29 protein-coding genes and 1 pseudogene are annotated in these 23,378 nt (G+C 72.5%); 17 read left to right on the forward strand and 13 right to left on the reverse strand.

Translation table 11 applies throughout. The features are described 5' to 3' along the window. The first annotated feature begins 127 nt into the window (after positions 1-127). From ACW0Q9_RS08430 to ACW0Q9_RS08445, 4 genes are all read left to right on the forward strand, one after another. Entirely contained in the window at positions 128-748 is a 621-nt protein-coding gene (locus ACW0Q9_RS08430) for a hypothetical protein (protein ID WP_456179503.1), read from the forward strand. 486 nt (positions 749-1,234) lie between these two features. Further along, complete coding sequence (locus tag ACW0Q9_RS08435; protein ID WP_456179505.1) at positions 1,235-1,759, forward strand: hypothetical protein; 525 nt, start codon at positions 1,235-1,237, stop codon at positions 1,757-1,759. A 351-nt stretch (positions 1,760-2,110) separates the two neighbouring features. Further along, positions 2,111-2,833 (forward strand): hypothetical protein, encoded by a 723-nt coding sequence (locus ACW0Q9_RS08440; protein WP_456179507.1) that lies wholly within the window; start codon positions 2,111-2,113, stop codon positions 2,831-2,833. An 85-nt stretch (positions 2,834-2,918) separates the two neighbouring features. Beyond that, positions 2,919-3,359: a DUF6228 family protein gene (locus tag ACW0Q9_RS08445; RefSeq protein ID WP_456179509.1), complete on the forward strand. Its 441-nt coding sequence runs from the start codon at positions 2,919-2,921 to the stop codon at positions 3,357-3,359. Positions 3,360-3,901: 542 nt separating this feature from the next. Here ACW0Q9_RS08445 and ACW0Q9_RS08450 read toward each other — a convergent pair. Beyond that, the gene (locus ACW0Q9_RS08450) at positions 3,902-4,453 is read right to left on the reverse strand and encodes a winged helix-turn-helix transcriptional regulator (protein WP_456179511.1); all 552 of its coding nucleotides are present in this window, start codon (positions 4,451-4,453) and stop codon (positions 3,902-3,904) included. A gap of 75 nt (positions 4,454-4,528) precedes the next feature. Between ACW0Q9_RS08450 and ACW0Q9_RS08455 the strand changes: the two genes are divergently transcribed. Continuing rightward, positions 4,529-5,173, forward strand: a complete 645-nt coding sequence (locus ACW0Q9_RS08455) for a dihydrofolate reductase family protein (protein ID WP_456179512.1) — start codon at positions 4,529-4,531, stop codon at positions 5,171-5,173. Positions 5,174-5,236: 63 nt separating this feature from the next. Here ACW0Q9_RS08455 and ACW0Q9_RS08460 read toward each other — a convergent pair whose 3' ends face one another. From ACW0Q9_RS08460 to ACW0Q9_RS08490, 7 genes are all read right to left on the reverse strand, one after another. Then, the gene (locus ACW0Q9_RS08460) at positions 5,237-5,863 is read right to left on the reverse strand and encodes a hypothetical protein (RefSeq protein ID WP_456179514.1); all 627 of its coding nucleotides are present in this window, start codon (positions 5,861-5,863) and stop codon (positions 5,237-5,239) included. A 65-nt stretch (positions 5,864-5,928) separates the two neighbouring features. Next, positions 5,929-6,705: a nucleotidyltransferase domain-containing protein gene (locus tag ACW0Q9_RS08465; RefSeq protein ID WP_456179515.1), complete on the reverse strand. Its 777-nt coding sequence runs from the start codon at positions 6,703-6,705 to the stop codon at positions 5,929-5,931. A gap of 29 nt (positions 6,706-6,734) precedes the next feature. After that, positions 6,735-7,466 carry a DUF899 family protein gene (locus ACW0Q9_RS08470; protein ID WP_456179516.1) on the reverse strand — a complete coding sequence of 244 codons (732 nt, stop codon included), beginning with the start codon at positions 7,464-7,466 and terminating at the stop codon, positions 6,735-6,737. 80 nt (positions 7,467-7,546) lie between these two features. Next, entirely contained in the window at positions 7,547-8,026 is a 480-nt protein-coding gene (locus ACW0Q9_RS08475) for a GNAT family N-acetyltransferase (protein WP_456179518.1), read from the reverse strand. Beyond that, entirely contained in the window at positions 8,026-9,024 is a 999-nt protein-coding gene (locus ACW0Q9_RS08480; protein ID WP_456179520.1) for an aldo/keto reductase, read from the reverse strand. Before ACW0Q9_RS08480 ends, ACW0Q9_RS08475 begins: the two co-directional genes overlap by 1 nt. Before the next feature lie 67 nt (positions 9,025-9,091). Next, entirely contained in the window at positions 9,092-9,478 is a 387-nt protein-coding gene (locus tag ACW0Q9_RS08485) for a VOC family protein (RefSeq protein ID WP_357943954.1), read from the reverse strand. After that, on the reverse strand, positions 9,475-9,831 hold the full coding sequence (locus ACW0Q9_RS08490) for a DUF1801 domain-containing protein (protein ID WP_456179521.1): 357 nt from the start codon (positions 9,829-9,831) through the stop codon (positions 9,475-9,477). Before ACW0Q9_RS08490 ends, ACW0Q9_RS08485 begins: the two co-directional genes overlap by 4 nt. A 113-nt stretch (positions 9,832-9,944) precedes the next feature. Between ACW0Q9_RS08490 and ACW0Q9_RS08495 the strand changes: the two genes are divergently transcribed. From ACW0Q9_RS08495 to ACW0Q9_RS08510, 4 genes are all read left to right on the forward strand, one after another. Continuing rightward, on the forward strand, positions 9,945-10,838 hold the full coding sequence (locus ACW0Q9_RS08495; protein WP_456179522.1) for a LysR family transcriptional regulator: 894 nt from the start codon (positions 9,945-9,947) through the stop codon (positions 10,836-10,838). Between the two features lie 31 nt (positions 10,839-10,869). After that, a complete protein-coding gene (locus ACW0Q9_RS08500; protein ID WP_456179523.1) occupies positions 10,870-11,430 on the forward strand; it encodes an NUDIX hydrolase in 561 nt (186 codons plus the stop codon). A gap of 104 nt (positions 11,431-11,534) precedes the next feature. Continuing rightward, positions 11,535-12,587 (forward strand): MerR family transcriptional regulator, encoded by a 1,053-nt coding sequence (locus tag ACW0Q9_RS08505; RefSeq protein WP_456179524.1) that lies wholly within the window; start codon positions 11,535-11,537, stop codon positions 12,585-12,587. 20 nt (positions 12,588-12,607) lie between these two features. After that, positions 12,608-13,516, forward strand: a complete 909-nt coding sequence (locus ACW0Q9_RS08510; protein ID WP_456179525.1) for an LLM class flavin-dependent oxidoreductase — start codon at positions 12,608-12,610, stop codon at positions 13,514-13,516. Positions 13,517-13,520: 4 nt separating this feature from the next. On the opposite strand, the gene ACW0Q9_RS08515 is transcribed toward ACW0Q9_RS08510, so the two are convergent. Then, the gene (locus tag ACW0Q9_RS08515) at positions 13,521-13,955 is read right to left on the reverse strand and encodes an ASCH domain-containing protein (protein WP_456179526.1); all 435 of its coding nucleotides are present in this window, start codon (positions 13,953-13,955) and stop codon (positions 13,521-13,523) included. 86 nt (positions 13,956-14,041) lie between these two features. Here ACW0Q9_RS08515 and ACW0Q9_RS08520 point away from each other — a divergent pair, with 86 nt between their 5' ends. After that, positions 14,042-14,554, forward strand: a complete 513-nt coding sequence (locus ACW0Q9_RS08520) for an alpha/beta hydrolase (RefSeq protein ID WP_456179527.1) — start codon at positions 14,042-14,044, stop codon at positions 14,552-14,554. On the opposite strand, the gene ACW0Q9_RS08525 is transcribed toward ACW0Q9_RS08520, so the two are convergent. Beyond that, the gene (locus ACW0Q9_RS08525) at positions 14,547-15,566 is read right to left on the reverse strand and encodes a questin oxidase family protein (protein WP_456179528.1); all 1,020 of its coding nucleotides are present in this window, start codon (positions 15,564-15,566) and stop codon (positions 14,547-14,549) included. The genes ACW0Q9_RS08520 and ACW0Q9_RS08525 overlap by 8 nt on opposite strands. Positions 15,567-15,607: 41 nt before the next feature. After that, complete coding sequence (locus ACW0Q9_RS08530; RefSeq protein ID WP_456179529.1) at positions 15,608-16,156, reverse strand: phosphoribosyltransferase; 549 nt, start codon at positions 16,154-16,156, stop codon at positions 15,608-15,610. Positions 16,157-16,353: 197 nt separating this feature from the next. Here ACW0Q9_RS08530 and ACW0Q9_RS08535 point away from each other — a divergent pair, with 197 nt between their 5' ends. The 4 genes from ACW0Q9_RS08535 to ACW0Q9_RS08550 all read left to right on the forward strand — a co-directional run bounded on the left by ACW0Q9_RS08535 (position 16,354) and on the right by ACW0Q9_RS08550 (position 20,657). Next, a complete protein-coding gene (locus ACW0Q9_RS08535; RefSeq protein WP_456179530.1) occupies positions 16,354-16,983 on the forward strand; it encodes a septal ring lytic transglycosylase RlpA family protein in 630 nt (209 codons plus the stop codon). A 100-nt stretch (positions 16,984-17,083) separates the two neighbouring features. After that, complete coding sequence (locus ACW0Q9_RS08540) at positions 17,084-18,214, forward strand: PP2C family protein-serine/threonine phosphatase (RefSeq protein WP_456179531.1); 1,131 nt, start codon at positions 17,084-17,086, stop codon at positions 18,212-18,214. A gap of 140 nt (positions 18,215-18,354) precedes the next feature. Beyond that, entirely contained in the window at positions 18,355-20,211 is a 1,857-nt protein-coding gene (locus tag ACW0Q9_RS08545) for an acyl-CoA dehydrogenase (RefSeq protein WP_456179532.1), read from the forward strand. Positions 20,212-20,387: 176 nt separating this feature from the next. Beyond that, on the forward strand, positions 20,388-20,657 hold the full coding sequence (locus tag ACW0Q9_RS08550; protein ID WP_088969138.1) for a DUF6458 family protein: 270 nt from the start codon (positions 20,388-20,390) through the stop codon (positions 20,655-20,657). Positions 20,658-20,682: 25 nt separating this feature from the next. On the opposite strand, the gene ACW0Q9_RS08555 is transcribed toward ACW0Q9_RS08550, so the two are convergent. Further along, positions 20,683-21,219, reverse strand: coding sequence for a SixA phosphatase family protein (locus ACW0Q9_RS08555; RefSeq protein ID WP_456179533.1), 537 nt, complete (start codon positions 21,217-21,219; stop codon positions 20,683-20,685). 116 nt (positions 21,220-21,335) lie between these two features. Here ACW0Q9_RS08555 and ACW0Q9_RS08560 point away from each other — a divergent pair, with 116 nt between their 5' ends. After that, positions 21,336-21,626: a DUF6458 family protein gene (locus tag ACW0Q9_RS08560; protein ID WP_091264555.1), complete on the forward strand. Its 291-nt coding sequence runs from the start codon at positions 21,336-21,338 to the stop codon at positions 21,624-21,626. Between the two features lie 70 nt (positions 21,627-21,696). Here ACW0Q9_RS08560 and trhA read toward each other — a convergent pair whose 3' ends face one another. Further along, a complete protein-coding gene (gene trhA, locus ACW0Q9_RS08565) occupies positions 21,697-22,374 on the reverse strand; it encodes a PAQR family membrane homeostasis protein TrhA (protein WP_456179534.1) in 678 nt (225 codons plus the stop codon). Positions 22,375-22,450: 76 nt separating this feature from the next. Between trhA and ACW0Q9_RS08570 the strand changes: the two genes are divergently transcribed. Then, entirely contained in the window at positions 22,451-23,062 is a 612-nt protein-coding gene (locus ACW0Q9_RS08570) for a 5-oxoprolinase subunit B family protein (RefSeq protein ID WP_456179535.1), read from the forward strand. Then, positions 22,960-23,378: pseudogene (locus ACW0Q9_RS08575) on the forward strand (hypothetical protein); the annotation flags it as partial. The gene ACW0Q9_RS08570 and the pseudogene ACW0Q9_RS08575, both read left to right, overlap by 103 nt.

Consider the following 23,378-nt stretch of genomic DNA (forward strand, 5'->3'; position numbering starts at 1 on the left):
GTTGACGGAGATCATCCTGCTGGCTAGGTTGATCGCGCCATGACGTATTGATAATGCGGGGGCTTGAATGTTTGTCGGATCAACCTCGGGTGCGCGCGCCCGTTCTACTCGCCGCAGGTTTGTTGGGATGGCCGCGTCCCTGCTTCTGCTCGCCGCCGGTTCGATGCTGGTGGCGTCGCCGGCGTCGGCGGCTGTCGGGCGGGCTGCCGGGGCGAAGGCGCCCGTTCAGCCGGCTATCGGCTTCCCGAACGGGGACAGCGTCTCCGCTGGTGGCCAGATTGCCATCCGGTTCGACACGAACGGTGACACCACGGTGACCGGGTTCCGGTACAGCGTCGACAACACCAATCTGAACAACGAGGTCCCGGCGGCGCAGGACGGGACGGCCACCGTGACGATCGACGCCGGCAACGTGAGCGGTGAGCATCCGGTGTACGCGGTGGCAGTCGACCGCCGAGGACGGCTCAGCCCTGTGTCGCAGGGAACCTTCACGGTGTCCGCGGTCTGGAACCTCAAGGGCCAAGCGATCGACGGGACCACCTGGTTGCCGGTGGAGGGGGCGACGATCCGGCTGGAGCCGGCCGGGATCGAGGTCGTCACGGGCCCCGATGGTGGCTTCCAATTCGCCGTCGACCCGGGCCTCTACACCCTTACCGGCACCTATGCTGGCCCGCCCAGCCTCTACGGAAGCCAGCAGTTGCAGCTTGACAGCCAGGAGACGTGGTTCGACCTGTATCTGTTCCCCTGATCCGGGAGCTAACGACCAACATCCGCCACTATGAAACCGGCTCGATGGCCCCGGCGCTGAGCGCCGGGGCCATTGTCGCGCCGTCTGCTCCAGTGCCGCTCGGTGGTCCAGTTCCGCTTCCGCCCGCTGCCTTGCCCACTCGCGACTCAGGGGTTCACGTGTCGGCCTCATCAAGCACGTGCCCGATCCGTGCCCCGATGCATCGGTCAACATCGGCCAGTAGAAGGCCCCGTCGTGGAGGGTTGCCGCGTCCAGGCGCCCGTTAACAGCTGGCACAACACCCGCGGCCGTGACTCAATGCGATTCCCAAGCGGACAGTGCGGGTTCGACACGCTTCTTGCCGGCCTTCTTGCCCTTGGCCATGTCCGGGGAGGCGTCCGCCGGCTTCTTGGCCTTCTTGCGCTCTGCCCTCACGGTCGATCTACGGCTGCCCGACGAGGAGATCCGCTACAGATTCGATGGCCAACATTCCAGTAGTGTCCGCCTGTGGCCAGCGAGAAGTGGCGAGCCGTGAGCCGACACAAATGGGTCTGGATCGCCATTGCATGCGCTTCGACCGGCTCCTTGATGGTAGGGCTGCTCGGCTGCATCGGGGGGCTGGCACTACTGCTACTACCGGACGGTCCAGAGCACGCCCGCGAGTATCTGAGCCAGGTGCAGGTGGACCCCGGGTTCCGCCGAGTGGGTGAGGGCGGCCAGGGGAACTGCAACTGCAACCTGCAGTACTTCTATATCGGCCCAGGTCACGCGGATCCGGCCCAGGTCTTCTCAGGCCCCGCACTCACCCTTCGGCCCTCCGACGGGTCCTATTCACCGCCCTGGAATGAGCTGTTGGAGGGCGAGGGAGCCAGCGAGGCGAGCGGTAGCTGCCGCGTAGTGGTGTACAGCTACCAGCGCGACCGTGAACCGTTTGACCTTTGGAAGCTGTCCCCCGACGAGCAGGCTCTTGTGGCGTCTGGTCGACTGGCGGTCCTTTCCCTCTACGCGTCCTGCGAGCGCGACTACGGCTGACAGGCCGATCTGGGAAGGAACCGCCCGGCCATCCACGGGTCACCGAGTGGTGTCAGCGGGGGCCAGACCAGGCCACGTGAGAGCGCGTCGAGTAGGCGTGGCGGCCCGTTCCAAGACGATCTTGTGCGATTCCCAAGCTGACAGTGCGGGTTCGATTCCCGTCACCCGCTCCACGCGAAGGGCCCTGGCCAGGACGACGCTCCCAGCCGGGCCTTCGACGTTGCTGCCCGACAACGCGCCGGCGACACTGCGGGATCGGGACGATGAGCGGACGGGCAGCAGAGTTGCCTACCCTGGCACCTGTCAGGAGAAGCGGCCGACCGGTGGTCAGCCCGCGGCTAGACTCTCGCGGTGCTCGATGTCCTGAGGCTGGAGCCGCTGCTGTTTCCCGCCGAGTTCACGTCGCACCGCATGCGGATCCTCGTCAACGGCCTTGACGTCGTGGCGGCGGCGTATCCGCCCGAGGGCTTTTATGGAAAGCCGGTAGCGGGATTCGGGCCCTCGTGGTTGCTGGGGCCGGATGGGCTGGCTGTCTCACCCGAAGCCCGAGAGATCGCGGTGGGTGGATCCGACACGACCGAGGACGAACTTTCGGTCCGCGTTCATCAGGCCGGTTCCGAGGTGGTCTGGGACTGCTGGCGCCTGACCGTCATCGGTCGGGTGCTCAAGGAAGGGCCGGAGATCGGGCTGGGAACCTCCCGGTTCGATACGCAGGCATTCGTGTCTGAGCTGGCCCGAGCGACGGCGCGGGCGAGCCGGGTGTGGCCGGCGCGGTCGGTTGCGGAGAACCTCCAGGCCCTGTTGTGGCGTGAGGGGTATGGACAGGACGGCGGAGCCTGGATACGCAGCTACGTGGCGGTCCGCGCGCCGGAGGACCGCGCGGACGTCATCGAGATCAGCTACCACGCCCGCGACGTGAGCGGCGGGGGGTATGCGTTGCCAGGCAGATATGTGGTGACCCTCCCGGTCGACGGTACTGATCCGGCCGTTCAGGCCCGGGCCATCGCGCACCGACTCGGCCACGAGGACCTGAAACCGTTGTCGGTCCACCAGCCTCATCCCCGACGCCGCTGACCAGGCTCCGCGGGGGCTCTCAGGACTGGGTCAAGCGCCTGGTGGGACACCCGGCGAGGTGGTCGGCCGGCCATAATGCGGCACCATGGAAAGCCCGCTGGTCATCCGCGTCCCACCCGCAGAGAGCGCCTGGATCCTTCATCCGCCGGCCGATCCGTGGGGTGACGGGTACGTCGCGGTGATGCAGGTGGAGCTGCATGACGACGGCCTCAGCGCTCGTCGCGAGGTCAGGCTGTCGTGGCCGACCCAGGCAGAGGAACCGGACCTCGTCGCCTTCTTCGCGGGCCTGGCCGGTGACTGGCGCGGCTGGGACGGCGAGCGCAGCTGGCGATCACTGGACGCGAGTATGTGGATCACCGCGCGGCACGACGGCAAGGGGCAGGTCAGTCTGGGCGCGACGCTCCAACAGCGCTCCCACTCGCCCGATGCCTGGCTCGCCCGAGTCGTCATCACCGTCGAAGCCGGGGAACAGATGAGTTCCCTCGTCGCCGATCTCCGATCCCACCTCCGGACCCTGCCGAGGTGACGCTGCTGCCATGTTGACGATCAGCATGAACGAGGCGGCTGCGGTCGCGCTTCAACCGCTGAGCCGACTGCCGCCCTCTCGGCGGGAGATCTGCACGATGAGCTGCGCGACAAGCTCTCGCGAGGCGTGGTGGAGTCCGAGGGAGCGTTGATCCTTGCCGCGCGTCACACGTCCGGCTCGCTAGCTGCGGCAGTTGCCCGCATGGGTTGGCCGGATCTGACCCACTACGAATGCCAGGTCAACAGTTTCCATCTGGAGGACTACGCGCCGGTCGAGGTGGCCTTGCTCGAAGATGGTCAGCCGCAGATCGGACACCCGGTTCCATCGAATTCGAAGCGGCGAGCGGTGGGGCGGCCACGACCTGGACCGGTACCGGTCGGAAATGGCCGTGATTGTTGACGATCAGCCCTGACTACGGCTTCCCGGGCAGCCCGCCGAGAGGCGACCAGTCCGGGAAGGCGACTGCTCAACGCCGCCCTGATCCAGGGGTGCACGCCGGTGCCTTCCGTGAGCGGTGTCCTGATGAGATTCGCCGCCGCCCGTCATGCCGATGCGCGTGTGCGGGGTCCGGCCTGTCGAGCAGCGACGGCGCGTTCGTAGGCCAAGGTCAACTCGGCGAGGACGCCGTCGGCGGGTTGCGGGCGCCCGTCGAGGTGCGTGGCGCGGAGTTCGACCATGAACCTCTCCCACATCTCAGGGCCGCCGTCGGCGAGAAGCCGGGCGCGGATCGACAGCTCGGGTGATGTGGGAAGCCACCTGCTGCCCCAGGCGCCGAGCTGTGCCATGAGCGGAACGAGTTCGATCGCCGCCTCGGTGAGGCGGTAGTCGATCTTCTGTCGGTGGCTCGGGTCGTCGTGCCGACTGAGCAGGCCCGCGTCCACGAGCTTCGACAGGCGGTTGGCGAGGATGTTCGACGCGATGCCTTCGACGGAGTTCGTGAGCAGTTCGCGAAAGTGCCGGTGACCGCCGAACATGACGTCCCGCAGCACGACCAGGCTCCATCGGTCGCCCAGCAGTTCGACGGTCAGATTGATCGGGCACCCCGATTTTCCCTCGGGCACGGGCAGGCGGCCGGCCACCACTGGTTGCGGCATGCCATCAGTGTAGTACCGTGCAACCGGTTGCAACTTGCCACTGGCTATCGCTCACCGGGTGCCTGAGGAGGAGACATGCCGCAACTGTTGCGGGTGCAGTGCTTCAACGTGTCGCGTGACGGGTTCGGCACCGGTGAGGGGCAGAGCTTGGAGCGGCCCTTCGGCCACGCCGACCCCACGCCGCTGTTCTCCTGGCGCGCCGCTACCGCCAGCTTCGTGTACCGCACCGAACCCGGCGGTACCCGCGGCCTGGACGACTACCTCACCCGCGACTACGACCACAACATCGGCGCGGAGATCATGGGTCGCAACAAGTTCGGCCCCCAGCGCGGCCCGTGGGAGAACCACGAGTGGCAGGGATGGTGGGGGGACAACCCGCCGTTCCACACGCCGGTCTTCGTGCTCACCCACTACGAACGCCCGTCGTTCACCCTGGCCGACACCACATTCCACTTCATCGACGCGAGCCCGGCCGAGGCGCTGGCGCGCGCCAAGGAGGCCGCCGCCGGCCGGGACGTGCGCCTCGGTGGTGGAGTGGCCACCATCCGCGAGTTCATCGAGGCCGACCTGGTCGACACGATGCACATCGCCGTCGCGCCCGTCGATCTCGGTCGAGGTGAGCGGCTGTGGGACAGCCACACCGATCTTCTCGACCGCTTCCACCTCGAGTCGGTACCAAGTCCCAGCGGAGTCACCCACCTGCTGTTCTGGAGGCGATGACCACCGCCCGCGCCGTCGCACGCCCATGCGGCGGGCGTCGGGACGGCATCGCGGCTCGTCGGGTCATTCGCCCAGCGGAGCGGCGTGCCAGCGCCATTCCTTCAGTTGCGGTCGTCCCGGCAGATCGATCCGGCCGGTGCACCACCGCAGGGCCGCCCACGGGTCCACTCCGGCCAGTTCCTGCGCCGCTTCGGGAAACAGCCGATCGAGCACCCGACCGCACACATCCCGTGGCGGGTCGATGGCGAGACCGAGACCCTGCGCGATGTCGTCGCCGTGCAGCAACGTCTCCACGCACCCCATGGCGGCGAAGCCCTCCGGATCGGCGTGACCCATGGGGTGGTAGGCCCGGACGTCCGGTCGGGCCGCGCGGACCGTGGCGGCCAGGATGCGGCCGCCCGCCTCGGCGAACTCCAGCACCTCTTCCGGGGAGGCGTCCTTGTCGGCACTTGCCATGAAGCGTGCGAACCGCTTCTCCGGCCGCGCTACCAGCTGACCGGCGAACGAGATCAGGCAGTCACCGATGTGCTCGGCGGTGTGCCAGCAGTCCCACTCCAGGCTGCCCGCGCGCACGGACCAATCCAGGCCGGTCGCCGGTCGTAGGGTGGCGACGACGCTGGACAACGCCGTGTCGAGATCATCGGCGGTGACCGCCACGGTTCCCTCCAGGTTTGCGAGGCCGATCTGCACCGGCGTTGGCAGCGAGGTTGCCTGATGGCTGTGACAAATCGAGTGGCGCCGAATGTGGAGCGGCCCTAGTCGCCGAAGCGGCGCCAGGCGTCGTCGGCGACCGCGTTGACGCTGTGGCCCGCGGCGACCAGGTCGGCGGCGGTGAACGGCCCCGCCTCGCCCGCGCGCCAGCCGGCGGCCCGGCGCGCGAGCGGGGCGTACTCGGGAAACAGGGCCGCGAGATGGTCGCCCGCCGCGGCCTTCGAGATGACGTCGGCGTGCGCCAGCGTGTGGTGCAGCCGCGCGGGTCCCAGCACGAACCAGCTCACGATCCCGCCGTCCACGGCGGTGGCCGGGGCCACGTCGGCGAGTTCCGCCAGGATCCTCGCCGCCGCCGGCTGCCAGTACGCGCGCAGGTTGTCGAGGTTGTATCGGCGGAGCTGCTCCGGGTCGACCCGTACGGCCAGCTCGGCGACGGCCGGGCCGCGCACCGGGATGCCGTAGCGCCGCAGGGTCAGCCAGAGGACCGGGGTCAGCTCGCCGCACGGCTCGTCGGTTCGCAACTCGCCCTCGACCACGAACGGGACCGGTCTGCGGTCCGCCGGCCAGGACCGGGCCAGCGCGGGTTCGAGGTAGACCCCGTCGAGGTGGGGTGACCGAGGCAGCCCGGCGTGGATCCTCGCGAGCTGGGCCAGGTCGTCGCGGGCCGGCGGGCGCGACGTCAGGATCACCGTGTCGACGTCGCTGGCGCCGGGCTGCCAGGCGCCGAGCGCGGCGGACCCGACGACGTAGAGGCCCCGCACGTAGCCGGGCAGGGCCTCGTCGACCGCGTGCAGGTATCGCCGGGTCAGCTCCTCGATCACCCCGGTGACGGTAGCGCGGAAGCCGCCGATCACTTCCCGCAGCAGGACTCGCCGGTCGCCGCCGTGACACCCGGGCGGCTCCACTGCGCGATCGGGCGGCCGTCGAGACGCCACTGGTGCCCGCTGACCTTCGGCCACCCCTCCGGTGAGTCCTCCCATTGCTCCTGCCGGCCGTAGATCGTGAGGTCGAGGGCGTGGTAGCTGGTCGTCAACGCCTCGACGCCGCGTCCGGTGGTCCAGTAGGTCTCGTAGATCCGGTCGTCGTCGTCGCGCAGGTAGCAGGCGATGAGCCCGAAGCCACGGCCGTCCACCAGCGCCGGGTCGGAGTCCCGCGCCGAGTACCAGGGGAACGGGTAGCCCATGAACTCCGCGAACGGGGCGCTCTCGGCGTAGGAGCCCTGGCAGAACACGGCGTAGGTGACGTCCCGGGCGTGCAGGTAGTCGAGCATCTCCATGTGGCAGGTCGAGAAGGTGCAGCCCTCGCACTGGTCCTCGAACGGCTTGCCGTCGTGCCACATGTGGAAGTAGGCCAGCAGCATCCGGCGGCCCTCGAAGACGTCCAGCAGCGGCGTCTCCCCGCCGGGGCCCTGCACGGTGACGGACGGCACCGGGGTCATCGGCAACCGGCGGCGCGCCGCCGCGATCGCGTCGCCCTCGCGGGTGTGCGCCTTCTCCCGGGCCAGCAGCTGGTCACGCTCGCGCAGCCAGGTCTCCCGGTCGACGATCGGCGGCAGGGCGGTGCGGTAGGTGGAAGTTGCCATCGGGCGGTCTCCTTCGGGCGTCCGAGTCGGTCACCGGTATGGACCTGCCCCGCCGCCGATTCTCATCGGTCGACCTGGGATCAGAGATCGAGGACGTGCCGCAGGCACGGCTGGCCGCCGAGCAGCACCTCCTCGACCGGCACGAACCCGGTCCGGCGGAGCACCGCCAGGGAGGCCGGGTTCGCCAGCGCGGCCGAGGCGACCAGCCGGCGCAGCCCGTACTCCTCGCGAGCCAGCGCGCAGACCCGGCGGACGCCCTCCCGGGCCAGGCCGCGCCCGGTGGCGCGCTCGGCCACCCGGTAGCCCAGCTCGGCGCTGTTGTCGGCCACGTCGACCAGGTTGAACCGCCCCAGCACCGTGCCGTCCTCGTCGACCAGGACGTGGAAGTGGCACTGACCGGCGTCCTGCTCCTTCAGCAGGCCCGCCAGCCGGTCGTCGAACTCGTCGAAGTAGGCGTCGCCCCGGTCCGGCACGAACCGGGCGAAGTACGCCCGGTTCGCCCGCTCGAACCGGAGCAACGCCGCAGCATGCTGGACGGCGAGCCGTTCGAGTTCAGGCATCAGGCGACGCTAGCAGCCCGGAGATCCGCCAGCAGGTCCTCCACGGCGGCGAACTCGTCGGGCCGCAGCGGGCCGTGGGCGAGCGCGGCGGCGTTCTGCTCGACCTGGGCGACGGTACGGAACCCCGGGATCGGGACGGTGGCCGCGCTGCGTGCCCACAGCCAGGCCAGCGCGCCCTGGGTGGGCGTACGGCCGCCGGTGGCGAACACCTCCCGCAGGGCCTCCACCCGGGCCAGCCACTCGGGCGCACCGGCGCCGTCCCGGAAGTAGGTCATCCAGTCGTAGCTCTGCGAGCGCACGTCGTCCCGGGGGACCGTGCGGCCGTCGGCGTACTTGCCGCTGAGCAGGCCCATGGCCAGCGGCCCCCGGTTGATGCTGGCCAGCCCGGCCCGCTCGCACAGCTCGATCATCGCCGGACGGTCGGCCAGCACCGACATGTCGTGCTGCACCGCCGTGCAGTGCGGGCCCGCCGCGGCGAAGGCCGCCGCGCGTTCCGGGTCGTCGGTGCTCCAGCCGTACGCCCGGATCTTGCCGGCGGCGACCAGGTCCTCGAGCGGCGCGACGAGGTCCAGGGCCTCCGCGACCGGCAGGTCACCGAGGTGGAGCTGGTAGAGGTCGACGTGGTCGGTCCCCAGCCGCCGCAGCGAGCCGTCCAGGCAACTGCGCAGGTACGCGACGCTGCTGTCCGTGCCGAGCGCCTCCCGGGTCCGCTCGTCGAAGGTGAACCCCCACTTCGTGGCGATCACCACCCGGTCCCGGTCGGCGCCGAGCGCCCGGCCGAGCACCACCTCGCTGTGCCCGGCGCCGTAGCTGCTGGCCGTGTCGAAGAACGTGACGCCGAGTTCGAGGGCCCGGCGGACGGCCCGGGTCGACTCGGCGTCGTCGACCCGGCCCCACCCGTACTGGTTGGCGCCACCGGCGTACGGGCCGCCGATGGCCCAGCAGCCCATGCCCAGCGCGCTGACCTCGATCCCGCTCCGTCCCAACGTGCGCTTCATGATCCGCTCCCCGTTCCACGACGTGGTTCTGCCGGGTGACACTCTCCGGCTTCGAGCGGACTCGAAGTCAAGACCCCGGGTACCAGCGCAGCTCGACGGTGTTGCCGTCCGGGTCGCGGACGTAGATCGAGGTGGCCGTGCCGCGCGCCCCGAAGCGCGGCACCGGCCCGGTCAGCACGGTGAACACCCCCGACTCCACCACCTCCGCCCAGTCGAGCGGCTCGACCACGAGGCAGAAGTGGTCCACGTTCGACCCGTCCGGCTCGCCGCGGACCAGGTCGATGATGGTGTCGGCGTTGACGCGTACGGAGGGGAAGGGCACCTCGCCGGCGCGCCAGCGGTCGACGCGTACCGGCGCCAGGCCGAGGGTGCCGCAGTAGAACTCGAGGGACCGTTCGACGTCGGTGACGGCGAGGACCAGGTGGTCGAAGCCGGTCACCCGCACGGCGCTCACCGGATCTCCAGCGCGTACGCCGCGCGCAGCCAGCCGGTGAACAGCTCCGGGTCGATCTCGTCGACCGTGCGCAGCTTGACCGAGGACATCCGGCGCGCGCCGGGGACGAGCCGCCCGGAGCCGTCCGCCACGTCCTGCCCCCGCCACAGCCCGAAGGTGACGTGGGCCGGGTAGGCCTTGACCAGGCAGACCGGGGCCTTGCCCGGCCGGTCGCCGAGCCCCCAGACCGGGTGGCCGTGCCACATCGCGCCGGTGGCCTCCGGCAGCGCGGCCTCGATGACCGAGCGCAGATTCTCGCCGGTCTCGCGCAGCAGCGCGTCGAGGCCGGTCAGATAGGTGGTGACGGGATCCATGAGGTCCTCCTGAGTGCGGTGGGAACACCTCAACCCTCGTCCGCGGCGCCGTCCGGACCAAGACGCGATCGGGCTACGATCGTTGACCAGGATTCAACGATGGGGGCCGGCGGGTGCTCGAACGGTACGAGGTCGAGACGTTCCTGACCCTCGCCGAGGAGCTGCACTTCGGGCGGACAGCCGAGCGGCTGCGGGTGACCACCGGGCGGATCAGCCACGTGGTGCGGAAGCTGGAGCGCCGGATCGGCGCGCCGCTCTTCGAGCGGACCAGCCGGATGGTCCGGCTCACCCCGATCGGCGCCCGGCTGGCCGACGAGCTGCGTCCGCTGGTGGCCGGCATGGAGGACGCCGTCCGGCGTGCCGTCGAGGCCGGGCGTGGGCTCATTGGCGAGCTGCGGGTGGCGTACGTGGGGGAGTCGACCGCGCCCGTGCTGCTCCGGGCGGTCGCCCTGTTCACCGAACGCCACCCGGACTGCGTGGTGCACGTCCACGAGGCCCCGCTCGCCACCACCCGGTCGAGCCTGCGCGACGGCTCGATCGACGTGCTGATCGCCGCGTACCCCTTCGACGGCATGGCGAACGGCCCGGCGCTGCTGCACGAGCGCCGGGTGCTCGCGGTGGCCGCGGACCATCCGCTGGCGGGCGCGGAGTCGGTGTCGCTGGAGGTGCTGGCCGACCATCCGGTGGTCCAGTACCCGGCGGTCACCTCGGCCGCGTTCAAGCGGGACCGCACCCCGGACCGGACGCCGTCGGGCCGGCCGGTGCCGCGGGGCCCGGCCGGCAACTCGTTCTCCGAGATGCTGGCCCTGGTCGCGATGGGGCGTGGGGTGCTGCCGGTGGGCGAGCAGACCCGGCACTACCACGCCCGTCCCGACCTGGCCTACGTGCCGATCCGCGACGCGCCGCCGATCCGGCGCGGTCCGGTGTGGCTGGCCAGCAACACCACCAACCGGGTACGCGAGTTCGTCCGCGCCGCGGTCGACGCCAACCCCGCCCCGGCGGCCTGAGGCTGTCGGACCCGGCTGGCAGCATGTCGGCGTGCGGGACGAGATCCGGGCGTTGGTCGAGGCGCTCACGCCGGGCGACGAGCAGGAGGCGCGGCACCGCGCGACGGCGCTGGCCTGGCTGGCCGGGACGGCGGACCTCTTCCGCCGGGTGAAGCCGCGCACGCCCTCGCCGCACCTGGTGGCCTACTTCCTGCTCCGCGACGAGACCGACGGCGCGGTGCTGCTGGTCGACCACCGCAAGGCCGGGATGTGGCTGCCCAGCGGCGGTCACGTCGAGCCGGGCGAGCACCCCGCGCAGACCGTACGCCGGGAGATGGTGGAGGAGTTGGGCGTGCCGGCCGTCTTCGCGCCGGCGCTCGGCGAGCGCCCGGCCTTCCTCACGGTGACGGAGACGGTCGGCCCGCCCGAGGAGCGGCACACCGACGTCAGCCTCTGGTTCGTGCTGGCCGGCAGCCGCGACCAGAAGTTGATCCCCGACCCGGCGGAGTTCCGGGCCGTCCGGTGGTGGACCCCGCGGGAGGTGGCCGGGGCCGCGCCGGGCACGGTCGAGCCGCACCTCGGCCGAATGTTGGCGAAGCTCGGCCGAGGCTGAAATCCCAACGCCTTGACCCTGCCCCTGCGGCAAGGCCCAGCGTGGTCCGTGCCGGTCGCCGCGACCGGCACGAGGAACGCGACCGGCGCGAGGAGGATGGGCCCGTGGAGCTGCTGACCATCGGGGCGTTCGCCCGCGCGGCGCGCCTGACGCCCAAGGCGCTGCGGCTCTACGACGAGCTGGGGCTGCTGCCGCCCGCCGCCGTCGACCCGCACTCCGGCTACCGGTACTACGCGCCGGCCCAGCTCGACCGCGCCCGGCTGATCGCCGCGCTGCGCCGGGCCGGCATGCCGCTGGCCGAGATCCAGGCCGTCTGCGGCCTGCCGCCGGACGCCGCCGCCACGGCGGTGGACGCCTGGTGGCGGCGGGTCAGCGCCGACACGGCGGCCCGCGGACGCGCCGTCGCGCTCCTCGTCGACCAGCTCACCGAGAGGGGCACCACCATGTCCGACACCACCTTCCGGTACGCCGTCCGCTGCGAGACCGGCACGGTCCGGGAATCCAACGAGGACACCGCGTACGCCAGCGGGACGCTGCTCGCCGTGGCGGACGGGATGCGCGGTCCGGGCGGGGCCGCCGCCAGCACCGCCGCCGTGGACGCGTTGCGGCCGCTGGAGCCGGCCGACGCGCCGGCCACCGAACTGCTCGCCGCGCTGGCCGACGCGGTGGGCGCGGCCGACCGGGCGGTACGTGCGCACGCCACCGCCGCCCACCAGCCGGTCACCACGCTCACCGCCATCCTCCGGCGCGGCACCCGGCTGGCCCTGGTGCACGTGGGGGACACCCGGGCGTACCTGCTGCGCGGCGGCGAGCTGTCCCGGCTCACCCAGGACCACACCTACGTCCAGTCGCTGGTCGACCAGGGGAGGCTCAGCCCGGCCGAGGCGTCGGCGCACCCGCAGCGGGCCCTGCTGGCCCGGGCGCTCGGTGTCGGCGAGGTCGAGGCGGACCTGGCGCTGCGGACCGCCCTGGCCGGCGACCGCTACCTGCTCTGCTCCGACGGGCTCGCCGCGGTGGTCGACCCGGAGGCGCTGCACGCCACGCTCGCCGGGGCCGAGGACCCGGAGACCGCCGTCGGGCGCCTGGTCGACCTCGCGTACGCCGCCGGCGCGCCCGACAACATCGCCTGCGTGGTCGCCGACCTGGTGGCGGCGTAGTCCCCCCGACCCGGGTCGGCATGTCCGACCCGGGTCGTACCCTGGCGATCATGCGCATTGGCATCGTGATCCTGCCCGACCAGCGCTGGTCGGAGTCCCGGCGGCGCTGGCAGCAGGCGGAGGAGTGGGGCTTCGACCACGCCTGGACCTACGACCATCTCGGGTGGCGCGACCTGGTCGACGGCCCGTGGTTCGACTCCATGACGACGCTCACCGCCGCCGCGACGGTGACCTCCCGGATCCGCCTGGGCACGCTGGTCGCCTCGCCGAACTTCCGCCACCCGGCGGCGTTCGCCCGGCAGGTGACCGCGCTGGACGACGTCTCCGCGGGCCGGGTGCTGCTCGGTCTCGGGGCGGGGGGCATCGGCTTCGACTCGGCGGTGCTCGGCGGGGAGACCCTGCCCCCGCGGCAGCGGGTCGACCGGTTCGCCGAGTTCACCGAGCTGCTCGACCTGATCCTGCGGGAGGACGGCACGACCTGGCGCGGCGAGTGGTTCGCCGCGGTCGACGCGCGGAACAACCCCGGCTGCGTCCAGCAGCCCCGGGTGCCGTTCGTGCTCGCCGCGAACGGGCCCCGCTCGATGCGGCTGGTCGCCCGCTTCGGCCAGGGCTGGGTGACCACCGGGCTGGGCGGCGACGACCTGGAGAGCTGGTGGTCGAGCGTGGCGGACCTGTCCGCCCGGCTGGACCGGACGCTGGCGGAGGCCGGCCGCGACCCGGCCACCCTGGACCGCTACCTGTCGCTGGACTCGGCGCCGGTCTTCTCGCTCAGCAACGCGGACTTCTTCGCCGAGCAGGTCGCCCGGGCCGCCCGGCTGGGCTTCACCGACGTGGCGACCCACTGGCCCCGGCCCAGCAGCTGGTATGCCGGCGACGAGGCGGTGCTGGCCCGGGCCGCGGAGCTGCTGCCGGAGCTGCGCCGGGCGTGACCCGTCAGGTGCCCAGGTCGCCGGTGCTGATGCCGCCGTCCCCGGCGGAGACCAGCCGGAACCGGATGCAGACCACCTGGGTGTCGTCGTCGACCGGGAAGCCGACCCGGGCCCAGTAGCGACGGTGGCCCTCGCGCCACTCCTCGATGGACCGGTCCCCCTCCCCCTCCGAGCGGGCGAAGTCCCAGGAGACGTCGGCGAAGCGGACCACCTCGACGTCTGTCACCTCCACCACGCCGATCAGCTTGTCGTCGTCGTCCACCAGGACGAGCCGCTCGCCGACGTGCTCCAGCTCCTCGTTCTCGGCGGCGTACTCGTCGGTCAGCAGTCCGGCGGTGGCGGTCTTCACGCCGGAGAGCACGAGGGTGTTGAGGGTGGTGCGCAGCTCGCCGGGCGTGCCGAGGGCGAGGGTGCGGAGTCCACCGATGCGGGGCCACATCCTGCCGAGGCTAACCGCGGGACGCCGGCCCGTCGCGGGATTTCGTCCGCCCCCACGGACCCGCCAACGGGACTAGCGTGGGCGACATGGCGGATCGGCGGGCGGTGCTGGTGCCGGGGCGGGGGTACGACACCCGGGCCCCGCTCTTCGCGTACGTCGGGGAGGCGCTGCGCCGCCTCGGCTTCGCCGTGCACGAGGTGACCTGGGAGGTGCCACGCGACCTGCGCGCCGACCGGAGCGCCGACTGGGTGGCGGAGCAGGTCACCCCGGTGCTCGACGGCGTCGACCTGCTGGTCGGCAAGTCGCTGGGCACCTTCGCGGCTCCGCTGGCGGCCGACCGGGCGCTGCGCGCCGTGTGGCTGACGCCGGTGCTCAACCACCCGGACGTCGTCGACGGCCTCGGCCGGGCCACCGCGCCGTGCCTGCTGGTCGGGGGCACCGCCGACGCGCTCTGGGACGGCGCGGCGGCCCGCCGGCTCAGCCCGCACGTCCTGGAGGTGCCGGACGCCGACCACTCGATGCTGGTGCCCGGGCCGCTGGCGCGTTCCGCCGAGGCCCTGGGCCGGGTCTCCACCGCCGTCGAGGACTTCGTCAGATGAGCTGGCCGGCGTAGCCGGCGGCGGCCAGCACCCGGGCGTCCCCGGTCGCCGCGTGCGCCTCCAGCACCGCGTCGGCCAGCTTCACCACGTGCGCGTCGCCGTGCCGGGCCGCCCGGGCGAACACCTCCGCCGGCTCCTTCCCGGCCACCGCCGGTGCGGGGGCCGGCGTGGGTGGGGCGTACACCGACGTCACGGCGGCCGACGCGGACCAGGCCGCGGCGACGCTCGGGGCCCAGAGCGCCGGGTCCAGGGCCGGCAGGGTACGCAGCACCGCGGTCGGCGCGGTCACCGCGTGCACCAGCATCACCGGGTTGCCGTGCCCGAACCGCAGGTAGTCCAGAGCGGTCCGGTGCACCAGTTCGGTGAGGGTCCGTTCGGCCTCGCCCGGGTCGGCGGGCGGGCGCAGCCCGGTCGCCGCACCGGGCCAGCCGGGCAGGTCGGGCAGCCGGCCCAGCCGGTCCCGGATCCCGCCGGTCTGTGCCGGGATCCGGGGCACCGCGGCGAGCGCGGCCGGCACGTCGGACCGCCCGGTGAGCGGGCCGGCGCCGGGCACCGGCTGCCAGCGCGTGGCCCAGTAGCCGAGCGCCTGGCCCAGCTCGGCCAGCCGCTGCGGGTTCTCCCCGTCGATCCGCAGCACCCGCACCGCGTGCCCGACCCGGATCACCCCGTGGGTGGCCCCGGCGGCGATGCCGGGCAGCAGCCGCGGCCACCAGTCGCCGAGCACCTGGCGCCAGGGTCGGTCGCGCAGCTCGCGGTCGAAGTGGGCGAGCCAGTCGCCGGCCCGTTTCGGGTCGCCCAGCGCGGCACGCCAGTCGTCGATCGGGCGCAGCCCGCGGGGCAGCTCGTCCAGCCGGCGCAGGTAGTCGTCGAGCCACCGGTGCACCCGGGTGCCGTGGCCGTGGCGGACCAGCGCCTCGACCGCCATCGGTCCGTGGTTGGAGAGCCAGCCCTCGAACTCCGGGCCGGTCCGGTGCAGCCGTTGGTACGCCTCGTCGAGGATGCCGTCGTCCATGCGCCGATCCTCGGAGTTGAAGCTCCCTTCAGGTCAACCCCTCAGGGCAGCTGCTCCCCGGTGAGCAGGGTGCGCAGCCGGAGCCGCTCGGCGACCGGCGCCGGGCAGGTCGCGACGAGCGCGGCCGTTCCGAGGAACTCGGCCCCGCTCTCCCGGACCAGGCGGTGCAGCGCGTCGAGCTGCGCCCCGGTGGCCACCCAGTCGTCGGCGAGCAGCACCCGGTCCCCGGGGCCGAGCCGGCGGGCGTCCACGCCGATCCGGAGCCGCCGGCCCCGGTAGTCCGCGGGGGTCTCGGCCCAGCGCATCGGCCCGACCCGGCGCCGCTCCCCGCCGTCCTTGTACGCCGGCAGGAACCCGGCGCCGGCGGCCACCGCGACCAGCGGGCCGAGCAGCAGCCCGGTCACCTCGGGGGCGATCACCACGGTGGGCCGGCCGGCCGGGAAGAGGCCGGCCAGGGCGGGCCCGATCCCGGCCAGCACCTCGGGATCCCGCCACCAGCCGGAGAGGTCGCTGACCAGATGGCTGCTCCGGGGGCCGGGGTCGACCCAGCGGAACAGCTCGACCAGGCGTCGGCTCAGCACGCCCTCCATCCTGGGGCACCGGCACCAGGCGATGCCGCACCGGCCCCGGCCAGCGCTCCTTCCGCCGTTCGGTGGAGTCGAGCTGGCTTGATCGGCTACACGTACCAGGGTAAATGCGGGCATAGCACCATGATCACGTTGACTTCGGAAGTGCTTCTCTCGTTACGGTCCGAGCCGGTTTGTTCCGCAGACGAAAGGACCGGGCGGTGGCTGGTAGGCACCTTCGTACCCGCAAGTTCTCCTCGCCGGCCGGCATCGCCGCCACCGCGGCCGTCGGTGTGGTGCTCGCCGTCGGCGGCACCGTCGGCGCGGTCCGGCTCACCTCGGCCGAGCCGGCCGGCGCGCCGGTGGCGGTCGAGGCCCTGCCCAGCACCGTCGCCCCCAGTTCGGCGTCCCCCTCCGCCTCGCCGAGCGCGTCGCCGAGCCTCAGCCCCTCGCCGAAGGCCACGCCGAGCCCGACGGCGACCCGCACCCAGGCGGCGTCCCGGAGCAGGACCCGGCCGGCCAGCCCCACGCCGACCGCGAAGAGGACCACCGCCACCCCGAAGGTCGTGGACAGCGGCTCGTGCGGCGCGTCCTTCTACGACGAGGGGCAGATGACCGCGAACGGCGAGACGTTCAACCCGGACGCGCTGACCGCCGCGCACAAGACCCTGCCGTTCAACACGAAGGTGCGGGTGACCAACCCGGCCAACGGCAAGTCGGTAGTGGTCCGGATCAACGACCGCGGGCCGTTCATCGACGGCCGCTGCCTGGACCTGTCCCGGGCCGCCTTCGCGGCGATCGCCTCGACCAGCCTCGGCGAGCTGACCGTCAGGTACGAGGTCCTCGGCTGACCGGGTGACGGGCGGCGATCGGGCCGGCGAGGGGATCCGGCCGGGCAGAACACACTCGGACGACGGGCCAGGTTCATTCACCCGTTCACGTCCATCAGGCATGCTGTCCGATGTACGCACGCAACCCTTCCAGTCGGGCCGCGGCCCGCTGAGCCCCGGATCCCGCGCCGGCCTCGGCGCGGCCCTCGCGCTGCTCGCGATCGTCTCGGCCGTGGAACTCGCCGACGGGCGGCCGGCGCACTACATCGCGCTGATGGTGGCCGCCCCGTTCCTCGCCGCCGCGCTCGCGTCCTGGCGGGTGGTGCTCGGGGTGGGCCTGCTCGCCACCGGGATCGGGGCGGCGTTCGCCCTCGCCGAGCAGACGATGTCCCTGGTCACCGCGGTCAACGTGGCGGGCATCGCGCTGGCCACCGCGATCGCCGGCGCCGTGGCGGCGGTCCGCCAGGGCCAGTCCGAGCGGATCGCGGAGCTGTCCCGACTCGCCTCGGTCGCCCAGCAGGCGGTGCTCCGGTCGCTCGGCCCGCAGGTCGGCACCCTGGCGGTGGCCGCCCGCTACATCTCCTCCACGGCCACGGCGGAGATCGGCGGCGACCTGTACGAGGCGATGGACACCCCGTACGGCGTCCGCATGATCATCGGTGACGTGCGCGGCAAGGGGCTGGACGCGGTCCGACTGGCCAGCATCGTGCTCGGCTCCTACCGGCACGTGGCGTACGAGCGGGCGGACCTGCGGGCGGTGGTGACCGACCTGGACCGGGCGGTGGCCCGCAACGTGGGCGACGAGGACTTCGTCACCGCCGCGCTGGTCGAGGAGCGGGGCGGCACGCTCACCATCGTCAACTGCGGCCACCCGTCACCGCTGCTGCTGCGCCGGGGCGCGGTGATCCCGCTCGAACCGCCGGCGCCCGCGCCGCCGCTCGGGTTCATGCCGGTGGTCCGGCCCCGGGTGGAGCGGCTGGAGCCGGGCGACCGGCTGCTGCTCTTCACCGACGGGCTGGGCGAGGCGCGCCGGGACGGTGAGTTCTTCCCGACCGCCGACCGGGCCTGGCGGCTGCTCGGCCACGGCACCGTCGCCGACGGTCTCGCCTCGCTGGAGACCGCCCTGGTCGAGTGGGTGCACGGGCGGCTCGACGACGACATCGCGCTGGTCCTGATGGAATACACCGGGCCGCGCAGCTCCGCCGCCGCGACACCCGTGCCGAGCTGGGAGGTCGGCGCGGCCGAGAGCTGAGCCGGCGGTCACCCCGTCAGGTGAACGGGAAGTGTGTAATCGCTGTCACTTCCGAGATCGGCTTGTCGTTGGCTACCGACGAGTAATACAGTCTGGAGTTACTGATCGGTAACACCTGTCCGGAAGCGGGGCCAGCGAGCATGACCCACTACAAGAGCAACCTTCGGGACCTCGAGTTCAACCTCTTCGAGGTCTTCGGGGCGGACCGGACGTTCGGCCAGGAGCCGTACACGGACCTGGACGTCGACACCGCCCGTAGCTTCCTCTCCGAGGTCGACCGCCTGGCCCGCGAGGACCTGGCCGCCAGCTACTCGGACAGCGACCGCAACCCGCCGGTCTTCGACCCCGCGACGCACACCGCGCCGCTGCCGGAGTCGTTCAAGAAGTCGTACCAGGCGTTCATGGACTCGGAGTTCTGGCGGCTGGACCTGCCGGAGGCCCTCGGCGGCACCAACGCCCCGCGCGCCCTCTGGTGGTCCCTCGCCGAGCTGGTGCTCGGTGCCAACGCCCCGATCTGGATGTACGCCTCCGGCCCGTCCTTCGCGCACGTGCTGCACGTCGAGGGCACCGAGCAGCAGAAGAAGTGGGCCCGGCTGTTCATCGAGAAGCAGTGGGGCTCGACCATGGTGCTGACCGAGCCGGACGCCGGCTCGGACGTCGGCGCCGGCCGGACCCGGGCCGTCCCCCAGCCGGACGGCTCCTGGCACATCGAGGGCGTCAAGCGCTTCATCACCTCGGGTGAGCACGACCTGAGCGACAACATCGTCCACTACGTGCTGGCCCGCCCGGTCGGCGTCGAGGGCGTCGGCGGCCCGGGCACCAAGGGCCTGTCCCTCTTCGTCGTGCCGAAGTTCCACTTCGACGAGGAGACCGGCGAGCTGGGCGAGCGCAACGGCGTCTTCGCGACCAACGTCGAGCACAAGATGGGCCTGAAGGTCTCCAACACCTGCGAGGTGACCTTCGGCGAGCACGGCGTGCCGGCCAAGGGTTGGCTGCTCGGCGAGAAGCACGACGGCATCCGGCAGATGTTCATGATCATCGAGTACGCCCGGATGATGGTCGGCACCAAGGCGATCGCCACCCTCTCCACCGGTTACCTGAACGCCCTGGAGTACGCCAAGAACCGGGTGCAGGGCGCCGACCTGGTCCAGCAGACCGACAAGACCGCCCCGCGGGTGACCATCACCCACCACCCGGACGTGCGCCGCTCGCTGCTCATGCAGAAGTCGTACGCCGAGGGCCTGCGCGCGCTGGTCTGCTACACGGCCACCTGGCAGGACAAGGTCGCGGTCGCCGAGGCGGCCGGCGACGAGAAGGCCACCAAGCTGGCCAAGCGGGTCAACGACCTGCTCCTCCCGCTGGTCAAGGGCGTCGGCTCGGAGCGGGCGTACGAGCTGCTCGGCCACGAGTCGCTGCAGACCTTCGGCGGCTCCGGCTTCCTCCAGGACTACCCGCTGGAGCAGTACGTCCGGGACGCCAAGATCGACACCCTCTACGAGGGCACCACGGCGATCCAGAGCCTCGACCTGATCTTCCGGAAGATCGTCCGGGACAACGGCAAGGCGCTCATGGCGGTCGCCGGCGAGATCCAGGAGTTCATCGCCTCCGAGGCCGGCAACGGCCAGCTCAAGGAGGAGCGGCAGGCGCTCGGCAAGGCGCTCGGCGAGATCCAGAACATCCTCGGCGTGATGATGGGCTGGCTGGCCGAGGCCCAGGGCGGCGACGCCCGCGCCCTCTACAAGGTGGGCCTGAGCAGCCGTCGGTTCCTGCTGGCGGTCGGCGACCTGGTGGTCGGCTGGCTGCTCCAGAAGCAGGCGGACGTGGCGCTGAAGGCGCTGGGCGGCGAGGTCTCCGCCACCGACAAGGCGTTCTACACCGGCAAGGTGGCCGCCGCCCGGTTCTTCGCCCGCGAGGTGCTGCCCCGCATCGGCGCCGACCGGCGGATCATCGAGGGCGCCGACCTGGAGATCATGGACCTCCCGGAGGAGGCGTTCTGAGCCCCGACGGGGTGATCTGACCGGTTCCACGACGATCGGCGGCCGGCGAGCGGACAGCTCGCCGGCCGCCGCCGTGTTTTCACCCCCCGGCCGGTAGGCCGGCCGCCTGGCGGGTAACCGTCGCGGACCACGACAGGGCACGCCCAAGGGCCACCGCACGGGGGAGTGCAGCGCACATGGGCATTGGCAGCGCCATCTTTCTCATCGCGCTCGGCGCGATCATGACCTTCGCCATCCGGGCCAACGTCTGGTGGATCGACCTGCGCGCGGTCGGCTGGGTGTTCATCCTGGCCGGGCTGGCCGTGCTGCTCACCACGCTGTGGTTCTGGCAGGACCGGCGCAAGCGGGCACGCACGCTCATCGTGGAGGAGAACCGGCTCTCCCACCCGACCGCGATGATGCCTCCGCCGCCGGACCCGCCGCCGCCGACCGCCCCGCCGTCCTGACCGCTGAGCCCGCCACGTGGCGGGCTCAGCCGCGTGCGGTGTGCCGGCCGGTGATGGGCGCCCCGCCCGGTGCGAGCTCGGCCCAGCGGGTGGTGGGCCGGTGTACGACGAGGTCGGTGGTGCGCAGCCCGTCCGGATCCGCCCGCTCCGGATCGAGCAGCGCGGAGAGCAGCGAGATGCCCGGATTGTGGGTGATCAGCAGTACGTAGCGAGCCTCGGGGTCGACCGCGCGGACCAGCTGCAGCAGCCCGTCCGGGTGCGCCTCGTAGGCCGCCGGCTCGTAGTGCACGGCGGGCGCCGCCCCGGCCGGGCCTCCCTCCGGTGGGGAGCCGGTCGCGCCCAGCGCCACCCCGTGCCAGGTCTGCCGGGTCCGCCGGGCGGTCGAGCAGAGCACCACGTCGGGGAGGAGCGCGTGCTTGGCCAGCCACGCGCCGGCCGCGGCCGCGTCGGCGTGCCCTCGTGCGGTCAGCGGCCGCTCCTCGTCCGGGGTCTCCCGGGACTGCTCGGCCTTGGCGTGTCGCAACAGCACCAGAGTCCGCTGCTGGTTCCTGCCGTCCGTCATGCGCTCAGCTTGCCTGATTGGCGATCTCAGCGCCTGGGTATGTCGACGTGTGCCGCTACCTCATCCATGGCCGCGGCGGGCAGGAAACGCCAGCAGGACGCCAAGGAGGCGACGTCATGGGCATCGGTGCCAGCATCTTCCTCATCGCGCTCGGCGCGATCTTCGCGTTCGCCATCGACGCCAACCTGGGGTGGCTGAACCTGAACGTGGTGGGCTGGGTGCTCATGCTCGCCGGTGTGGCGGGCCTGATCACCACGCTCTACTTCTGGAACAGCCGCCGCCGCGTGGTGGCCGCCCCGGTGCGCGAGCGCGTCGTGGCCGAGCCGGTCGTGCCGGTGCAGGACGACCGGGTCGTGCGCGAGGAGTACCGCGAGGTGCGCCGCCCGGGCTCGGGCTACCCGGCCTGATCGGCAGCACGGACGTCGAGGGCCCCGCGACGCCGCGGGGCCCTCGCCTGCTGTCCGGACCGGCCGGCGCTCAGGCGAACAGCGCGAAGTAGATCGCGACGTGGTGGCAGATCGCCGCGACCAGGGTGCAGGCGTGGAAGAACTCGTGGTGGCCGAAGACGGTGGGCCACGGGTTCGGCCGGCGCAGCGCGTAGAAGACCGCGCCGACGCTGTAGATCGCCCCGCCGACGATCAGCAGCACCAGGGCGGTGACCCCGCCGGAATGCAGGATCTCCGGCAGCATCGCCACCGCCACCCAGCCGAGCGCCAGGTAGAGCGGGGCGGAGACCCAGCGCGGCGCGTGCGGCCAGATCAGCTTCAGCGCCACCCCGGCCAGCGCCCCGCCCCAGACCAGGCCCAGCATGATCGTGGCGTGGCGGGTGTCCAGCAGCAGCGTGCAGAACGGCGTGTAGGTGCCGGCGATGAACACGAAGATCATCGAGTGGTCCATCCGGCGCATGATCTGGTAGCCCCGCTCGGACCAGACCCGGCGGTGGTAGAGCGCGCTGGTGCCGAAGAGGCCGCACACGGTCAGGCTGTAGATCAGGCAGCTCACCAGCGGGGCCCAGCCGGGGCGGGCAGCGGCGATGGAGCACAGCACGAGGCCGCAGACCAGCGCGGCGAAGAACGCGTAGGTGTGCAGCCAGCCGCGCATCCGGGGTTTCCCGATGTCGGCCGGCTTGAGCCGGAGCGGTGCGGAGGTGGTCACGCCCAACAGGTTACGACACCGTAGGTTACTTGCAAGTAGTGTGGACCGTCACGCTCGCCGACGCGAGGATGACGGGATGCGGATCCGGCCCGTCGGCGCGCACGCCCTGCTGCTCGACTGCGACGGCCCCGAGCAGGTCGAGGCGTGGCGGGCCGAGCTGTGGCGGCGCCGGGCGGCGGGCGAGCTGAGCGCCGTCGAGATCGTCCCGGCGGCGGCCACCGTCCTGCTCGACGGGGTGCCCGACCCGGCCGCGGCCGCCGCGCGGATCGCCGGGTGGACCCCGGCGGGCGTCGCGGCCACCGCCGCCGCCGCCGAGGTACGGGTCCCCACCGTGTACGACGGTCCGGACCTGCCCGCCGTCGCCGAGCACTGGGGCGTCGGCGTGCCCGCCGTGGTGGAGCGGCTGCGGCGGACCGAGTTCCGGGTCGCGTTCTGCGGCTTCGCGCCGGGGTTCGCGTACCTCACCGGGTTGCCGGCGGAGCTGGCCGTGCCCCGGCTCGCCACCCCGCGTACCCGGGTGCCGGCCGGCTCGGTGGCGCTGGCCGGCCCGTACGCCGGGATCTACCCGACCGCCTCGCCCGGCGGCTGGCTGCTGGTCGGGCGGACCGACCTGGTCCTCTTCGACGTGCACGCCGACCCCCCGGCGCGGCTCACCCCGGGCAGCCGGGTCCGGCTGGTGAGCCCGTGATCGAGGTGCTCCGGGCCGGTGCCCTCACCACCGTGCAGGACCAGGGCCGCCCCGGCTGGGCCCACCTCGGCGTGCCCCGTTCCGGCGCGCTCGACCCCGCCGCCCTGCGGCTGGCCAACCGGCTCGTCGGCAACCCCGAGCACGCCGCCGGCCTGGAGATCACCCTGACCGGCTGCACCCTGCGGGTCACCCGGGCGGTCACCGTGGCGCTCACCGGCGCGGAGGCGGACGTGCTGGTCGAGCGCCCACCCGCCGACGGGCCGCCCGGCGCCGGCCGGCCCGTCGAGCGCCGGCCCGGGGACCTGGGCCGGCCACT

It is taken from the genome of Micromonospora sp. I033, assembly GCF_053890995.1.

What these genes read in the sequence shown, in the direction of transcription:
- ACW0Q9_RS08480 (WP_456179520.1), bottom strand. Translation starts at nt 9,024, where the DNA reads ATGAAGCGCACGTTGGGACGGAGCGGGATCGAGGTCAGCGCGCTGGGC.
- ACW0Q9_RS08490 (WP_456179521.1), bottom strand. Translation starts at nt 9,831, where the DNA reads ATGGATCCCGTCACCACCTATCTGACCGGCCTCGACGCGCTGCTGCGC.
- ACW0Q9_RS08570 (WP_456179535.1), top strand. Translation starts at nt 22,451, where the DNA reads ATGCGGATCCGGCCCGTCGGCGCGCACGCCCTGCTGCTCGACTGCGAC.
- ACW0Q9_RS08540 (WP_456179531.1), top strand. Translation starts at nt 17,084, where the DNA reads ATGCTGTCCGATGTACGCACGCAACCCTTCCAGTCGGGCCGCGGCCCG.
- ACW0Q9_RS08550 (WP_088969138.1), top strand. Translation starts at nt 20,388, where the DNA reads ATGGGCATTGGCAGCGCCATCTTTCTCATCGCGCTCGGCGCGATCATG.
- ACW0Q9_RS08555 (WP_456179533.1), bottom strand. Translation starts at nt 21,219, where the DNA reads ATGACGGACGGCAGGAACCAGCAGCGGACTCTGGTGCTGTTGCGACAC.
- ACW0Q9_RS08445 (WP_456179509.1), top strand. Translation starts at nt 2,919, where the DNA reads ATGGAAAGCCCGCTGGTCATCCGCGTCCCACCCGCAGAGAGCGCCTGG.
- ACW0Q9_RS08470 (WP_456179516.1), bottom strand. Translation starts at nt 7,466, where the DNA reads ATGGCAACTTCCACCTACCGCACCGCCCTGCCGCCGATCGTCGACCGG.
- ACW0Q9_RS08430 (WP_456179503.1), top strand. Translation starts at nt 128, where the DNA reads ATGGCCGCGTCCCTGCTTCTGCTCGCCGCCGGTTCGATGCTGGTGGCG.
- ACW0Q9_RS08475 (WP_456179518.1), bottom strand. Translation starts at nt 8,026, where the DNA reads ATGCCTGAACTCGAACGGCTCGCCGTCCAGCATGCTGCGGCGTTGCTC.
- ACW0Q9_RS08510 (WP_456179525.1), top strand. Translation starts at nt 12,608, where the DNA reads ATGTCCGACCCGGGTCGTACCCTGGCGATCATGCGCATTGGCATCGTG.
- ACW0Q9_RS08525 (WP_456179528.1), bottom strand. Translation starts at nt 15,566, where the DNA reads ATGGACGACGGCATCCTCGACGAGGCGTACCAACGGCTGCACCGGACC.
- ACW0Q9_RS08450 (WP_456179511.1), bottom strand. Translation starts at nt 4,453, where the DNA reads ATGCCGCAACCAGTGGTGGCCGGCCGCCTGCCCGTGCCCGAGGGAAAA.
- ACW0Q9_RS08560 (WP_091264555.1), top strand. Translation starts at nt 21,336, where the DNA reads ATGGGCATCGGTGCCAGCATCTTCCTCATCGCGCTCGGCGCGATCTTC.
- ACW0Q9_RS08515 (WP_456179526.1), bottom strand. Translation starts at nt 13,955, where the DNA reads ATGTGGCCCCGCATCGGTGGACTCCGCACCCTCGCCCTCGGCACGCCC.
- ACW0Q9_RS08530 (WP_456179529.1), bottom strand. Translation starts at nt 16,156, where the DNA reads ATGGAGGGCGTGCTGAGCCGACGCCTGGTCGAGCTGTTCCGCTGGGTC.
- ACW0Q9_RS08455 (WP_456179512.1), top strand. Translation starts at nt 4,529, where the DNA reads ATGCCGCAACTGTTGCGGGTGCAGTGCTTCAACGTGTCGCGTGACGGG.
- ACW0Q9_RS08520 (WP_456179527.1), top strand. Translation starts at nt 14,042, where the DNA reads ATGGCGGATCGGCGGGCGGTGCTGGTGCCGGGGCGGGGGTACGACACC.
- ACW0Q9_RS08545 (WP_456179532.1), top strand. Translation starts at nt 18,355, where the DNA reads ATGACCCACTACAAGAGCAACCTTCGGGACCTCGAGTTCAACCTCTTC.